Consider the following 16,567-nt stretch of genomic DNA (forward strand, 5'->3'; position numbering starts at 1 on the left):
TCCATCGTAACTGCTCAGGTTGTCGGTTTACGGTTGACAGTTGACGGTGATTGGGTCCTGCCAATGGCTGAGGACACACTGACATTGAGTATCATGCGATGATTAATGTCAAACCATGATTCTTTTAACCGTAAACCGATAACTGATTACCGTTAACCGTGTAGTTACAATCCATCATCATAACTGACAAACTCGTACCCACAGATCGGCAGGAACACCCCCACCAGAAGCAACAACAAACGAATCGGATGGCGCCGGAAGTTCATGGATAATAGTCCTTGGTCAGTGATGATTCAGGTAAGGAACAAGAGTCTGCCAGTGGTCCTCATCAATAAGCCCCAACTCCCGAGCCCGCACACCATAGGTCACCGACTGCCGGTACTCCTTTCTGGCAAAGTACAGCCGGGACAAGTCGTTATACGCCGGGGCAAAAGTGGGATCGACAGAAATTGCCTTTTTGAGCCAGGCAATGGCTTCATCGCTTTGACCCAAGGCAATCAAGGCCAACGCCAAATTACGCGTTGGCAAAGGATGATCAGGATAGAGTTCCGCCGCCTTGCGGTAATACCTGATCGCCTCGGCGAACTTCTGCTCTGCGGCAAATAAGAACCCCAGATTATTGTAGACCTCGGCAAACTCAGGCCTTATGGTCAAGGCCTTATGGTAGGCATCAATGGCATCGGCGTTCCTGTTCAAGTCCTTGTAAACCGTGCCCAGGTTATTATAGCCTTCGGCAGAATCAGGCTTGATTGCCAAAAACTTATTGTAACAGGAGGCGGCCTCCTCATTGTGCGAGAGTTCATGATACAGAGTGCATAGACTATAATAGACTTTAGCCGTGGATGACCCTGAGTCGATGGCCCACTCATAAGCGGCAATGGCCTCATCGTGCTGGGCATTCGCCCGATAGGCATCGCCCAAATTAATCGCGGCATCAACATAATAGGGATTAATCTCCATCGCCCGGACAAAGGCATTGATCGACTTCTCCCAATGTTTCAAAGAGGCATACGTTGTACCCAAATTATTATAGGCCTCGGCATAATCGGGATCAATGGCGATGGCCTTTTCATAGGCCACAATGGCCTCGCCAGGCTGATTACTCTCCGCCAGAATATTACCGAGATTGTTGTAAGCGGTCCAACTCCTGGGATTTACCTTCAAGGCGTGATCGTAAAAGACCCTTGGCTCGTGCCAGAAGCGAATCTGAGCCATGGAGATACCGGCAAACAGGGCGAGCACCACCACTACTCCCGCCCACACCGCCTTCGACCGGATCGGTGCAAGAACCCAAGTCAAGGCCAGGGCCGGCCCCAGCATGGCGAGATAGAGATAACGATCCGCCACCGTTGAGATCTGCTGAAAGACAAAGGGGATTATCCCCGACACCGGCAGCAGCACACAGACAAAGATTCCGGTCGCGGCACGGCATGGTCGACTCCCCTTCCACAGCAAAAGAACGGCCAAGAGATAGGGAAACACACCGGTCAAATAACTCCAGCCATGATCGAGCACAAACTCCGGGGTCCTGCCATAATCTGGGGCAAGATTCACCGGCAGGAGAAGCTTACCAAGATAAAATGACAGGGAGTCACCGGCCACCAGAATACGCTGCCACAAAGCTGGCTGGTACACATGATGAGGTTCAGCCTGGGCAACTCTGGTCACCATGACAATCGGGGCCGCTAGAACCACCCATGGCACAATGTCAAAAAGTGCTCTGACCGGCCTCCTGCCAAGCAATAAGACCCCGATAATCCATGCGAGCGCGGGCGTTGCCACAGCGCCAGGTTTAGAGAGCATCGCCAGTAGGAAAAAAATCGCAGCCGCGAGATACCAACCCCACCTGTTTCCCTCTTCACCATCTTCCCTGACATATCGAACAAGGAACCAAAGGGCCATGAGCGAAAAAAAACCACTGAGCACGTCCTTCATGCCCGTGACCCAAGCCACTGATTCCACCTGGACGGGATGAATGGCAAACAACACAGCTCCGGCCCAAGCCGCCCAAGGAGCCCGGAACAGGTCACTCAGGAGCAAAAAGACCATACTGGCCCCGGCAAGATGAAGCAGCAGATTTACACCATGAAAAAGCGCGGGATTGAGTTGACCGACAACAGCGCCGGGAAGAACACCTGATGCCTTGGCGAGTAACGCCCACAGGTTATAAGTAACCGGAATATAGAGATTAACATAGGGCGTGAGCCAGAAACTCAGCAACCCTTCGAGACTGAACTTGGTTACCTCGGGATTACTGGTAATATTAATCGCATCGTCATAGTCAAGAAACTCATGACCGATGACCGGCCCCAGGACGACAAGAACAACAACAACAAGAGCTATCCATGGTCTTGTATTCAGCACCAGAAGCTACCTCTTGCGGTATGGAGCCAGGGCGTCCAACTGATCCCGGTCGGCATAGCCCAGTTTTTTTGCGCGATCAGCAAACTCCACCGCCCGATCATAATCCTTAGTGCGCAGAAACAGCCGGGAGAGGGCAAGATAACCCGGCCCGAAGTCGGGATTGGCGGCCACGGCTCGCTGAAAGGCATCAAGAGCCTCTCTGTCCCGGCCCAACTCACCATAGAGCGTCCCTAAGGCATAGTGCGGAATTTCATTATCAGGACTCAAGACTCCCGCCTGCTGATACATCTGAATCGCCTCAGCATATCCCTCTGCTGAGGACAAGAGATAACCCAGATTAATATAGGCCTCAACCAGCCCGGGATCATGAGCCACTGCCTGACGAAAAGCCGCAATCGCCGCCGGGGTCTGCCCCAGTATTTTATAAGCCACCCCCATATTGGCATGGGCCTCGGCGAATTCCGGATTGACCTTCACTGCCTTGCGGTAATAGTCAATCGCCTCTAGAAGTCTCCCTTCCTCAGCGTAGATAAGTCCAATGTCATTGGCCAACTCGACATTATTCGGCCGAAGCGCCAAGGCCTGCCGGTAGCTGGCAACCGCGTCTTCCGCTTTGCCAAGCACTCGGTAGAGGTTACCAAGGTTGGCATGAACCTCGGCGAATTCAGGATCAAGGGCCAATGCTTTTTGATAATAGCTGAACGCCTCGTCATAACGCTTAAGCCCCTTATAGATCACCGCAATATTGTTACACACCAAGGGATAGTTAGGTTTGATCAAGAGCGCCTTTTTATAGGATTCAATCGCCTTATCCTTCTGGCCCAAGCGGTCATAAATCATCCCCAGATTATTATAGGCCTTAAAGGAGTTGGGCTTCAAGGCAAGCGCCCGTTCATAGTGCGCAATTGCCGTATCCATCTGCCCGTTCTCAAAATACCACAGACCAAGATTATGAAAAGCCAGCCAACTTCGAGGATTGACCGACAGGGCATAGGTATTGAAAACGAAGGAATCCCGCCAGTGACGGGTCTGGGCAGCGCTGATCACTGCAAAGGTTATCAAGATGATAATAAAGGGGGCGATCACGACCCAACGGCCAGGCCACCGGCAGAGCGCCCATCCGCAAAACACGGCTGGCCCGATCATGGCAAGATAGCAATAACGGTCGGCGACCGTCGACATATCCTGAAAGGTAAACGAGAGAAAACCCAAAACTGGCGCCAAGACGACGACAAAAATCCCGACGGCCGCCCACACCCAAGCGTTACGACACCGCCAAAGCAGTATCCCCGCCAGCAGATACGGAGCAAGCCCGGTAAGGTACACCCAAGGGGTATCACCAAGAACCAACTCGGGAGTGCGACCATAGTCAGGCCCTAGCCGGAAAGGAAACAAAAATTTGCCAAGGTAAAAGGACAGGGTATCCCCTGCCACCAGAAACCGCTGTCCCAAGGTAGGCAAAAAAACCTGCTGAATGTCTGGTTGCGCCCCCTTGGTCACCAGCGCCACCGGCGCCACCAGGACCAGCCAGGGAATCAGTTCCCGAACGACCACCCGCCAAGGCCTTGCCATCAGCACAATCGCGATAATCCCAGCCACCAGCGGCAACACCACCGCTGAGGGCATGGTCAGCATGGCGGACACAAAACACCCAAAAGACGCCAAATAGAACAGTAACCACTGGCCAGAGCTGGAAGACGCCCCTGTTTCACGTTCATTGCCATGCAGCACATACAACAACAACGTCATCAGTGAAAAAAACCCATACAGCACTGCCTTAAATCCTGTGACCCACGCCACTGATTCCACCTGCAACGGATGGAGGGCAAAGAGAAGCGCTCCTCCCACGGCAGGCCAATACGATTTAACCACCACCCGTAACAGACTGAAAAGGACGACCGTATTGGCCGCATGAACTAGAAGGTTTGCGGCATGAAACAGCTGAGGGTTAAAGATCCTGTCGTGGCTCCCGGGCAAAAAAGAGGAGATCTTGGTCAGCAGCGCCCAGACAGTATAGGTGAGTGGGATATAGAGACCCTCAAAAGGCTTCTGCCAAAAACGCAGCAGATTTGAGGCAGAGATGTTGCTGAGCAGGGGGTTCTCATACACATTGAGATTGTCATCATAATCAAGAAACTCAAAACCGACAACTCGGCCATAAACCACAGCAACAACGAGGACAAGCGCCCCCGCAGTCCATACCCACCGCCAACGCCCCGAGCACCGAGCCATTCTCGACCGGGCAGCGCTCACCGGACTCCCCTCTGAGCCTGTCTGTCGTACAGTGCAGCCACGCCATAGGCCAGGGCAAAAAGAGGCACGGCTAGCAAACAAATAAGATTAACTCGATCAGCCACTGCCTGCCAACGCGACAGCTTATAGGGAAAGGGATGAAAGCTGATAAACTGTTGCGCCTCGGACTTCTCAGCAACGCGAAAATGATCACCAGGCACACATCCGTTCTCATCAGGATAGAGGTAACAGGCAGGATTTTTTACATTAAGTTCCCCATCATACTCTAACAGAGTCGGCCCCGGCCTGATCCCTTTAAAAGGCAGAAACTCCAATCGAAACCCAAACATCGGCTCATAGCACAAAATCTGGGACTCGCCATGGATCAGGGCATCATTCCGAGCCTGGGTCAACGCCGGCTGACCTGCCTCATCCAAGCTCGCGACCTGGGCGGCAATCACAGGAGGAGTTCCCTTTATCCGCGTCTGCCAGTAGGCTGAAACCACCGGCGCCGGATCATAGGGTTGATCATCATAGTAGGCGGTATCGGCGAAAAGAGTCTGAGCCACCACCCAAACAAGTGTTGCCCCCACCACCAAGGGAGCAATTCGCATAAGAAAAGGACTCTTCTCCACCGCCAGCGCCGCCAAAATCACCACACAGGGGATATAGATAATAATCCACCGAAAAAAATTACTTAAATTTCTGACCAAGGGGACCGTCTTCAATATCTGGTTCCATTCCGGCGAATAATAGTTCAAAGCCAGAGGAACGGCAAGAAGAGAGAGACAGAGCGCCAGATACGGCAACTGCCGAAGACCGACAACCGTAGCGAACACCCTCCGCCACCCGCCATTAAGCACCAACCCCAAGGCAATCAGCACAAAGGGGGCAATGGTCAAACCAAACTCAAATTCGTGGCGGCCAAGGGTCCATTGCGAATTGGCAATCATCGACTCGCTATCGACATGGACACCACCCACCGACAGCACCTGGAAAATAAAGGAAATAAGTTTCCCCACCCCCTCGACACCAGGCAGCAGATAGGAATCACGCGGGAAATTGCCCAGAAACGACAACGAGGCCACAAGCTTTGACGCTGACAGCCCTAAAGCAACGGCGCCAGCAGAGACAAATCTGAACACAAATCCCAAGCAATCGACATTGCCGCCAGGGGTCAAACGGGCAAGCCCGGCAATGATGACCACCGCGATCAACGAGGGCACAATAAGTTGCGCCATGCCGGACATGAAGGCATAGCTGAGCATAAGGGCAGCGCATAGTGTATTCCGGGCCATGCGCCACCACCCCCACCCGGATGCAAAAGATCCGCGCTGCAGCAGACACCAGGCAATCCCCGGAGTCAGCATAAAGGCGTGAAACTCCAAGTGTCCCACCACAACCCGCCAGGCATACAGACCATTAAACAAAAACAGTCCCCCGCCCAGAAGGGCGGCCCAACTGCCAACAGCAAACACCCGACGCAGCAGGAGATAGAATCCCCAAAATCCAAGAGCTGCGAACAGCGCCAAGGTCAGACGGACCCCGGTCAGAGGATCCGCCAGGAAGGTAAACCACTGCGCCGTCGAGACATAGAAGGTGGCCGGATTGGCCATCAGCGGCATACCACCGCAGAATGAGGGGGTAAACCAAGGCAGGGACAGCAGGCCGTTGTTGAGAAACCAGTAATAACCATCGAGCAGCAGCGGCAGATTGTACTGGTAATCGTGGCCAAGTTTCCCTTGAGCATTGGGGAAGAATTGACTAAAGATGAGATAATGGATAACGATCAGCAACCAGCCGACCGCCACAGGCACCATATTTCTGAGTGTTATAATTTGTCGCGCCATAATTGATTTAAGGTAATCGTTCACCAGAAGCGTTGAACGTGCAGATTTCACCGGACTGTAAACGTCTACCGGGTGCCCCAGATGCGCGATTTATATTGACCCGCTTCGTCGGTCAATAAAGCGGTCTGCGAAGTGTGCTAGTTGCACATGAGCAGGCCGATGACAAAGCAGATGGGGTGCCCGGTAAACGTTTACTATTTAAGAGACAGCATGCCGGAACTAATGGATACCCCTGAACTTTTGGCCAGTATAATATTACCCACCTATAATGAAAAGGGTAATATCGAAAAACTGATCCCGGCGCTAAGCGCTGTCTTGCCCTGGCCTGTGGAGTTTATCGTCGTTGACGACAACTCGCCCGACGGCACCGCCCAGGCGATCAGAGAGATCATACCCACCGTCGCCAATATCAGACTGATCGTCCGGACTGAGGAACGGGGTCTGGTCAGCGCTATCCAGCGGGGCATTGACGAGAGCCAAGGCCGAATCGTGGTCTGGATGGACTGCGACTTCTCACTGCCGCCAACAACTGTGCCGCAATTAATCACCCATGTCCTTGACCACAACGCAGATGCTGCCATCGGCAGCCGCTATATCCCTGGCGGCGCCGATGAACTTTACGGCCACAAAGGGCCAATCGTGGTCATCCAAAAGTGCGCCACCCATGGCTTGAACTGGCTCACCACCCTCCTCATGCAAACCCACTTTCATGACTGGACCAGCGGATTCATCGCCATCCGAAGCGAGGTGATCAAAGGCATCCCTCTCCATGGCGACTATGGAGAGTACTTCATCATGCTGATGGCAGAGCTGATCCGTGACAACTACCGCTGGGTCGAAGTCCCTTACCAGAATATCCCCCGAACTATAGGCCAGTCAAAGACGGCCGAGACCTTCCTCGGCCTGATGGGACGCGGCAGCCAATACCTCCGCCACATCTTCAAGGCCCGAGCGCTAAAAAATAGCGCTCCATCTCGGCGAACCAGGCCGTAGCCTGACCGTGCTCCGCCACCTCACCATGCGCGACAACCGACTCCTTCTGCCTCTGGTCATCCTCGTCACGATCATGGTCTTTCTGCCGGTATGCGGTCACGAGTTTCTCGGCTACGACGACACGATCAACATCACCGAAAACACGTATCTCGAACATCTGTCCGTCGACAACATCCTCCACTTCTGGAAAGAACCCTTTCTCAAGCTCTACATCCCACTGACCTACACCCTGTGGTCCGCCCAAGCGTTTATCTCACGGCTTATCGACGGCGGCCCAGGACACCCCCTCAATCCACATCTCTTTCACTCGATCAATGTCCTGCTCCACAGCGCCACCACAGCCCTGGTCTTTCTCCTTCTCCGCCGATTACAAACTGTCCCCTGGGCAGCAGCGGCTGGGGCTCTGCTCTTCGCCATTCATCCAGTGCAGGTGGCTCCGGTGGCCTGGGCCACGGGATTAAAAGATCTGCTTTCCGGCTTCTGGTCGGTCATGGCCCTGTGGCAGTATACTCTGAGCGTCCAACACACCGAATCCCTACCCAAATCACGGTGGCGCTACTCTCTGGCCCTGATTTCATTTATCTTAGCAATGCTGTCCAAGCCCAACGCCGTAATCGTCCCCCTTCTTGCCGCAACAATCGGCTTCTTCGAGTTAGGACAGAGTCGCAAACGCCTGATCATAACTCTTTCTCCGTGGCTCCTTTGCCCCCTTCCTATTATCCTGATGACCCGGCAATCCCAACCGGTAACCGATCCCGATCTCCTGGCTCCCCTGTGGCAGCGATTTCTGGTGGCCGGGGACGCGATTACTTTCTATCTCACCAAACTGGCGCTGCCGATCAATTTCGGCCCGGATTACGGGCGTACCTTTGAAGTGATTCTCGCTCAGCCAGCAATCTATATCACCGCCCTACTGCCCTACCTCTTGATTGCTTACCTGATCTGGAAACGACCCCAACCACTATTCACCTCCACCGGACTCTTCATCATCGCCCTGCTGCCGGTTTTAGGCTTCATCCCCTTCAATTTTCAGCAATTCTCAACCGTTGCTTGCCGCTATCTCTACCTCTCCATGCTCGGCCCGGCCTTCGCCGCATCCCAGATACTCACCCGATTCTCCGACACCAGAGCCAAGGGAATTACCCTTGCCGCCTTAGTCATCCTGGCCGGCGACACGATAATCCAGGCACGATATTGGCGAGACCCCCTGACCTTCAATCAACACGCTGTCACAATTAATCCCGACAGCTGGTTCTTCCACAACAACCTTGGCAACGCCTATCACGCCATTCACGAAACAGAAAAAGCCATTGAGAGCCTCAATAAATCAATCGCCCTCAAGCCGGAATACGAACTTCCCATTATTAACCTCGCCGTCGTCCACAAAGAGACCGGCAATAAAGAAAAGGCCATTGCCTACTATCTCAAGGCCCTCTCCATGAATCCCAACCTCCCCAATGCCCATAACGATCTCGCCATGGTCTACTACGATCTGGGCCAGCCGACAAAAGCCATTGCCCACTTAGAAAAATCACTGGCGCTCCGACCTGATTACGACAAGGCCTATGCCAACTTAGGCATTGTCTACAACAGCATCAACAACCCCGATGCCGCTCTTGGCGCCTATCAACGAGCGGTGAAAATCAATCCCCGTTTCACCGAGGCATATATCAACTTAGGCGCCTTGAACAAGACTCTGGGAAACCTGGATGCGGCAATCACCTGCTTCCAAAAGGCCATTGCCCTGATGCCCAACCGCCCAGAAGCCTACAACAACCTTGGTCTCCTTTACCTGGAAACCGACCAAAACCATAAAGCGATACCCCTGTTCACCACGGCAACCGAGACCGGAGAAAAAAGCCCCATCCCATGGCACAACCTGGGAAAGGCCCTGCTGGCCAGTGGCCGCAACGACGACGCCATTACCGCACTCCGCCAAGCCATAACAATTGACCAGGGGTTCGCTCCTGCGTATAATACTTTATCAACGGCCTATCTCTCCACAGGGCGCTATCACCCCGCAGTTAAGGCTGCCGATCAGGCCAAGACCTTAGGCCTCTCCGACCCTGAGCAGATGCGGGCCGTTGAGCCCTATCGTTTATCGCCATAGCCCCCCAAAGCCACATGTGTGTTGGATGACACCCCTCAAGGGGGTACTGAGAAGAGCGGCCAAACTACAGCCTAACCCAACTTACGACGACATCCGGAAATATCAATGATCCAGCCAACAACCCAAACTCTGTCCCCTCACCAAATTACCCACGAGGGACAGCTGTTAGCCATGATCATTCCCCATACCTACACTCAACCAGGAGTAAACTTTTTCACCCCGAACACCTTTTCCCAGCAACTCGCCTACATGAATCACCCAGAGGGCCATACCATTGCAGCTCACTCCCATAATCCACTACCCAGAAAAGTCACACTCACCCAGGAGGTGCTGATCCTCCGCAAGGGGCGATTGCGGGTGGATTTTTATGACACCGCCCAGACCTATCTAAAAAGCGTCGTCCTTGAAGCGGGTGACATCATTCTTCTTGCCGCTGGCGGCCATGGATTTCAGGTGCTGGAAGAGGTGGAGATGATTGAAGTCAAGCAGGGGCCATTCTCCGGCATAGACGACAAACGCCGCTTTCCCGGGGTGTTGCCTGATCAAGTCCAGATTATCCACTGGCCAACAAACTAAAGGACCAGACCTGATGCAGATCCCGGTCAACGAACCGCTGTTAAACGGCAACGAGAAACGCTATCTCAGCGAGTGTATCGACTCGGGCTGGATCTCCAGCGAAGGCCCCTTTGTTGCCCGATTTGAAAAAGAGTTTGCCGCAACAGTCAGCCGGCGACACGGAATCGCCACCGCAAACGGGTCCGGCGCCCTCGACGTGGCAATTGCGGCCCTCGGCCTTGGTCCGGGGGACGAGGTAATCATGCCGTCCTTCACCATCATCTCCTGTGCCCAGGCCATCGTCAGACAAGGAGCAACCCCGGTGCTGGTGGACTGCGACCAAGCCAACTGGAACATGGATGCCGACCAGATTGAAGCCAAGATCACCCCACGGACCAGGGCCATCATGGCAGTGCACATCTACGGCCTTACCTCCGCCATGGAAAAGATTCTCGACCTCGCCAACCGATACCATCTGAAGATCATCGAAGATGCGGCCCAGGCCATCGGCCAGCACCACAACGGCCAACCGTGCGGTAGCTTCGGCGACCTCAGCATTGTCAGTTTTTACCCCAACAAACACATCACCACCGGCGAAGGTGGCATGGTCCTCACCGACAATCAGGAACTGGCCGACCGTTGCCGCGCCCTGATCAATCTCTGTTTTCAGCCACAGAAACGATTCGTGCATAAGGAGTTAGGCTGGAATTACCGAATGACCAACCTCCAGGCCGCAGTCGGTTGCGCCCAGCTTGAACAATTGAGCCGCCACGTTGCCCGAAAACGGGAGATTGGCCATCTATATAACACCTTACTTTGCGATTGCCCCGTGCAAAGGCCCCTGCCCTCAGCACACGGCACTGAGAATATCTATTGGGTCTACGGACTTGTGCTACCAGACGATGCGCCGCTGTCTGCCACCAAGGCCATGAGCCGACTTTCGACCAAGGGCATTGGCACTAGGCCATTCTTCTGGCCGATGCACCAGCAACCGGTGTTTCTGCAGATGGGTCTCTTCCAGGATCATCACCTCCCGGTATCGGAACGACTGGCCCGTCAAGGGCTTTATCTACCCAGTGGCTTGGCCATCACCGACACCCAAATTCAATATGTCGCAGATGAGGTAAAACGCATCCTCCAATGAGTACAATCTTTCAACAATACTCACACTATTACGATCTACTCAACACCGACAAGGACTATGGCCGGGAAACAGACTATGTTCTGGCCCTGGCCCAACGCTTCGCCTCCTCCCAACCCCTGATGGAGGTTCTTAATCTTGGCTGTGGCACCGGGTGTCACGATCTCCACCTGGCCGGCCAAGGCTACCAGGTCACCGGGGTTGATCGCTCCGAGACCATGCTCACCATTGCTACCCGCGCTGTAGCTGAATCGGCCATCCACCCGGCGCCATCCTTCGTCCTGGGCAACATCACCTCACTCAGGCTCGACAAAAAATTCGACCTGGTTCTCTCTCTCTTCCACGTCGTCAGTTATCATACCACCAACGAAGAGCTACAAAACGCCATGCATACGGCAGCTGCTCATCTCGAACCAGGAGGCCTGTTCATCTTTGATTTCTGGTACGGCCCGGCAGTCCTCCATGAAAAACCAACCGTCCGGGTCAAACGGGTGGAAGACGAAACGTTCGCACTCCGACGGATCACCGAGCCGGTTCTCCACGACAATACCAATACCGTCGAGGTTAATTTCGAGATCGACATCACCACCAAGACCGATGGCTCCCGCCAGACCATGCGAGAAACCCACATAATGCGTTACCTGTTTCTTCCGGAAATAACAGCCCTCCTCCACCACGCAAACCTTACCCTGCTTAATGTCGAAGAGTGGTTGACCGGTCACGTCCCCAGCCTCAATAGCTGGAATGTGTGCTGTATTGCAAAAAAAAATCCCTCAAGAAAGTGATCGACAAAACAGGATAGAATTGTTCAAATATCGGAGAGAGAGAAAATGGTCAGATTCATACTGAAAAATCAACGAAAGGAAGGGGAAAATGAGCGGACACGATAATCATGACACAGGGCATCATGCAGAAGATCATTCAGTCAATGTAAAGGTTGGTGTATTTTTTATTCTGGTGATCATCGCTCTCTTTGTTATTGCCAAAATCAATTGATAATTTACGGTTTCGAGATAGAGCGCAATTTCTAGTCGCTACCCCGTGATCACTTACTTTTGATGTGGCCGACTCCTGTTCCCCCTGTGTCCTTGCTGAGCTGAGCCGAAAGGTAACCTCTGGTGCTCACCATACAGTGACGCACCCTCTCCCCAGTTCACACTTTGAAAATTCATGGTCCGGGGTCTCCTATTACTTTCCGTTACCTAATCAAAATCCCTTCCATCATCACATCGTGCTCTCCGAGGTCCTTGGCCTGTTGGTACATCCGCACCGCTTCCTCTCTCTTCCCGCTGCGCAACAGCGCTCGAGAGAGATTGAGATAGGCCGCAGCAAAAGCCGGATCAATCTTAATTGCCTGCCGGTAGAGAGCTATCGCCTCCTGTCTCTTGTTCAATCGTTCTGCCACCTCCGCTGCATAAAAGGCCGCCCAGACATGGCTTGTTTGAAGCGCAAGCGTCTTCTGGTAGGCGCTAGCAGACTCCTGATCCTGACCCAGGGCAAAATACGCATTACCAAGATTAAAATAGGCATCGGCATAGCCAGCATTTCTGGCAATGGCCTGCTGGCAAGCAGCAACAGCCTCAACACTTCGGTTCAACGAATTATACAACAGACAGAGATTGTTGTAGGGTTCAGCCGCGTCAGGAATCAATTCAATCGTGCGTAAATAAGCCGCTAGCGCCTTCTCTCCCTCTCTTGCCTCGACATAGACGTTGCCAAGACTATTAAAGGCCTCGGCCAATCCTGGATCAAGAGAGGTGGCCCGAACCAGATAGCCAATCGAGGCATCCAGCTGGTTCATCTCCAGGGTGAAACGACCGGCGATATTATAGAGCAAGGCCCTGCTCGTGTTATCAGCAGCAGCCTTAGATTGCCCCCCAATATTAATCCCCTTAGCCAAGTCTGGATCCACCTTCGGATCGACAAAGACCCTAACTGCCTGCTGAAAAATCGCCACCGCATCATTTCCCCGTCCCATAGCGAGGTAGAGATTGCAGAGATTGTTGTACGACATAAAAAAATAGGGTCCAGTCTCAATGGCCTTATGATAGGCCCATGCCGCCAGATCATTTTCATTCATCCTGGCCCTGACCACCCCCAGATTATAGTAGGCAGTCACATAACCGGGATTTAAGGCAATTGCCCTTTCATAGAGCGCTATCGCTTCAGAAATGTTTCCCCGATCCATAGTGACCACCCCAAGGTTGGTGGCAGCTGTCCAACTCTTTGGATTCTCTTTCAAGACAAAGGTATTAAACAACATCGAGTCGCGCCACGGCGGCAACTGCACAAGCGTTCGAACCACAAACACGATCAAAACCACAGCAAAGATCCACCATGTCCTGCGCCTGCCCTTAAATTTCAGCAGGAGTTGTCCCACCAGCCATGCCGGGCCGAGCATCGCCAAATAAAGATAACGATCCGCGACCGTAGACATCGCCTGATAACTGAAAGGCAGGATTCCGGATACCGGAAGAATGGCCACCACGAATAGCGCCACCCCACAAAGCACCCAGGGAGAACGGCTTCGCCAGAGGACCGTAGCCACCACGAGCCACGGCAATACCCCTGTGAGATAACTCAAGCCTTGTGCCACCACGAACTGCGGGGTACGGCCATAGTCAGGGACTAGAGTCCAAGGGAAAACGAGCTTCCCAGCATAAAATGTTACGGCATCGCCGGCAACCACCAGTCGTTGCCACAGGGGAGGGATAAAGATCGCTTGAGTTTCTGGCTGGGCCATTTTGGTAATCAACACCACAGGCAAGGCCATGACCACCCAAGGGGCAAGCATGATGACCAACTCCTTTGGTCTCAGCCGCAGCACATAAAAGCCGATCACCGCAGCCAACAACGGTGCCACCACCGCACTCGGTTTGGCCAGCAAGGCAGCGCCAAAGAAGATCAACCCGAGAGCGTAACGAAGGGACCGATTCATTGAATCATCCCTTTGAGCAAAGAGCACAAAATGCCACAGTGCCAACAGTGAAAAAAAACCCATGAGCAAATCTTTCATGCTGCTCACCCAGGCCACAGACTCTACTTGCACCGGATGGAGCGCAAAGAGCAAGGCACCACCCAGAGCCGCCCATTCATCCCTCAACAACCTCCGCAACAAAGCTGTCAGCGCCACGGTGTTCACCCCGTGAACAAAAATATTAGCGCCATGAAAGAGATGGGGATTCTGCGGATAGTCGGCATAAGGCAGCAGAGCAGAAATCTTTACCAACAAAGCCCACAGGCTATAGGTCAGAGGAACATAAAGCCCCTCATAAGGTGCGGACCATACCTGGGCGAAGACCCCAAGAAATTCGCCAACGAGTAAAGAGTTGGCATATACATTGACATTGTCATCATAATTGACAAAGTCAAAACCAACAGTTTGACCGTACACCGCTGCCACGACGAAAAAAGGCAACAACCGCATAAACCACTTTTTTTGTGTCAGCGGCCACACCTGTTGATCAAAATATTTCATCGCCCCTCCCCTACTTTCAAAGATGCACTCAGTAAATTATCCTGGGCGCTCTGAAATGAGGGATCAAGCCTCACCGCTTCCTGGAATTGATGCACAGCATCAGCGTACCGCTCCTGCCCCATCAAAACCAACCCAAGACCATTGTAAGCATCGGCTGAACCTGGTTCCGCACGGAGCACGATGGCGAACTGTTCGCTGGCTTGCTCAAATTGCCCCAACAGGTAGAGTGCGCCTCCGAGATTCAACCGTATCTTGACATTATCAGGCTGAAGCATCAGGGCCCTTTCGAAGGTTAAAACTGCCTCCTCGATCTTTCCTTGCTTGGCCCTCACAATGCCCAGATGGACATGGACCTGAATATCGGCGGCATTAAGCGCCAAAGTCTGCTGAAAATAACGCTCCGCCTCCTCGAATCGTCCCATCTGGCCATAGACGTCACCAAGATTCGATAATGCCTCATGGTTATTGGAGTCCTGCTTAAGCGCCTGTAAAAAATAATCTCTGGCCAACTCCAATTCACCCCCATCCCGGTAATAGGCGCCAAGCTGAAGCATGGCCTTGAAATTACCAGGATCTTCCTTGAGGGTGTGAGCAAAAAGGGTCGGAGTGTCGCGCCAAAAACTGGTCTGCCTGAAGGTTACAGCGCTTAAGGCAACGACTAAGCAGACGGCAATGGCAATCGACCACTCCCGCCGCCACCAAGGCAGCGCCGTGACCAAGGCTCCTCCCCCCCAAATCAACATCACGAAAACACCAATCAGCGGCAGATAGGTATAGCGGTCGGCCATGGCAAATTCACCCTGCTGGATAATGCCTATCACCGGTAACAGCATCACCAGATACCAGAGCCACCCGATCAACAGATACGGGTGCTTGGGAAATTGCCACAGACAGTATAGGGTGATCAGGGTAAGCGCTGCCACCGCCAACCAAACCTGCCAGGGAAGCACATCGGGATAGGTATAAAACGGCAGCAGCGAAGTTGGCCAGAGGGTTTTCCCGAGATATCGGACATAGGAGAGCAGGGCATTGCCGACCCGCAAGGTCATCGGATAAGAAGTCAACGTGCCGAGGGTTCCTTGCCCCCCCTCTGCAAAAATGGTGAGTACGCCTGAAATTAAGGCCATAATAAACAGGGGGATCTTCTCTCCAATCAGCGACAAGACCTTCTTCTTTTGCTGCAGAAGTTGGCCTAGACTGGTTGCAGACACCCGCTGTAACGGCCAGATGTCCAAGAGAAGGAAAATCAGTGGCAGAGTGACAATAATGGGTTTGGACATCAGCCCCCCCAAAAAACACAATCCAACCAACACGGCGTTACGCCTCTGGCGGTGGTGACACCAAATCCAATAACGCCACATGGTGAGCATCCACCACATACCGCTGAGCACATCACGCCGCTCTGAAATCCAAGCGACCGACTCAACATGCAAAGGATGAATGGCAAAAAGAACTGCCACTAAAGAACTACGCCATATCGCCCCGGTATAGAGGTTGAGCACATAAAAAAGCAACGCGCTGTTAACAGCATGGACAACGACACTGACCAGGTGATGCCATGAGGGATTAAGGCCAAACATCTGGCAGTCCGTCATGTGAGAGAGCCAGGTTAGCGGCTGCCACGAACCTTGGCTAAAATCGGTGAAAGCCCAAAGCACGTTCTTGAGGGTTAGCCCATTGAGGACATACTGATTCTCGGTGACAAAAAAATGGTCGTCGAAATTGGTAAATTGAAAAGTTACGACTTGGGCGTAGATTACGAAGATCAGGAGAATAAGCGCTGCACAGATAAGTTTTGAACAATGGATGGAGGTCTGCTTAATCATACCTGCAGTTTAATCGAA

General features: G+C 53.0%; 10 protein-coding genes. 5 read left to right on the forward strand and 5 right to left on the reverse strand.

Translation table 11 applies throughout. The features are described from left to right. Positions 1 to 282 precede the first annotated feature (282 nt). The 3 genes from FP815_13220 to FP815_13230 are packed head-to-tail and all read right to left on the reverse strand — an operon-like array spanning position 283 to position 6,446. Entirely contained in the window at positions 283 to 2,364 is a 2,082-nt protein-coding gene (locus tag FP815_13220) for a tetratricopeptide repeat protein (GenBank protein MBA3015885.1), read from the reverse strand. Positions 2,365 to 2,370: 6 nt separating this feature from the next. Beyond that, positions 2,371 to 4,617 (reverse strand): tetratricopeptide repeat protein, encoded by a 2,247-nt coding sequence (locus tag FP815_13225; GenBank protein ID MBA3015886.1) that lies wholly within the window; start codon positions 4,615 to 4,617, stop codon positions 2,371 to 2,373. Next, positions 4,614 to 6,446 carry a hypothetical protein gene (locus FP815_13230; protein ID MBA3015887.1) on the reverse strand — a complete coding sequence of 611 codons (1,833 nt, stop codon included), beginning with the start codon at positions 6,444 to 6,446 and terminating at the stop codon, positions 4,614 to 4,616. Before FP815_13230 ends, FP815_13225 begins: the two co-directional genes overlap by 4 nt. Positions 6,447 to 6,593: 147 nt before the next feature. On the opposite strand from FP815_13230, the gene FP815_13235 reads away from it, so the two are divergent. From FP815_13235 to FP815_13255, 5 genes are all read left to right on the forward strand, one after another. Then, the gene (locus FP815_13235; GenBank protein ID MBA3015888.1) at positions 6,594 to 7,439 is read left to right on the forward strand and encodes a glycosyltransferase; all 846 of its coding nucleotides are present in this window, start codon (positions 6,594 to 6,596) and stop codon (positions 7,437 to 7,439) included. 7 nt (positions 7,440 to 7,446) lie between these two features. Beyond that, positions 7,447 to 9,549 carry a tetratricopeptide repeat protein gene (locus FP815_13240; GenBank protein ID MBA3015889.1) on the forward strand — a complete coding sequence of 701 codons (2,103 nt, stop codon included), beginning with the start codon at positions 7,447 to 7,449 and terminating at the stop codon, positions 9,547 to 9,549. A 105-nt stretch (positions 9,550 to 9,654) separates the two neighbouring features. Continuing rightward, on the forward strand, positions 9,655 to 10,125 hold the full coding sequence (locus tag FP815_13245) for a hypothetical protein (protein ID MBA3015890.1): 471 nt from the start codon (positions 9,655 to 9,657) through the stop codon (positions 10,123 to 10,125). A 13-nt stretch (positions 10,126 to 10,138) separates the two neighbouring features. Then, positions 10,139 to 11,248, forward strand: coding sequence for a DegT/DnrJ/EryC1/StrS family aminotransferase (locus FP815_13250; protein MBA3015891.1), 1,110 nt, complete (start codon positions 10,139 to 10,141; stop codon positions 11,246 to 11,248). Further along, a complete protein-coding gene (locus FP815_13255; protein MBA3015892.1) occupies positions 11,245 to 12,030 on the forward strand; it encodes a class I SAM-dependent methyltransferase in 786 nt (261 codons plus the stop codon). The genes FP815_13250 and FP815_13255 overlap by 4 nt, the downstream gene beginning before the upstream one ends. A gap of 413 nt (positions 12,031 to 12,443) precedes the next feature. Here the strand turns inward: FP815_13255 and FP815_13260 are convergent, their stop codons facing one another. Together FP815_13260 and FP815_13265 are read right to left on the reverse strand one after the other, a co-directional pair. Continuing rightward, a complete protein-coding gene (locus tag FP815_13260) occupies positions 12,444 to 14,723 on the reverse strand; it encodes a tetratricopeptide repeat protein (GenBank protein ID MBA3015893.1) in 2,280 nt (759 codons plus the stop codon). Beyond that, positions 14,720 to 16,549: a tetratricopeptide repeat protein gene (locus tag FP815_13265; protein MBA3015894.1), complete on the reverse strand. Its 1,830-nt coding sequence runs from the start codon at positions 16,547 to 16,549 to the stop codon at positions 14,720 to 14,722. The genes FP815_13260 and FP815_13265 overlap by 4 nt, the downstream gene beginning before the upstream one ends. Positions 16,550 to 16,567: the final 18 nt, after the last annotated feature.

The sequence above is a fragment of the Desulfobulbaceae bacterium genome (genome assembly GCA_013792005.1).
Taxonomy (GTDB): domain Bacteria; phylum Desulfobacterota; class Desulfobulbia; order Desulfobulbales; family VMSU01; genus VMSU01.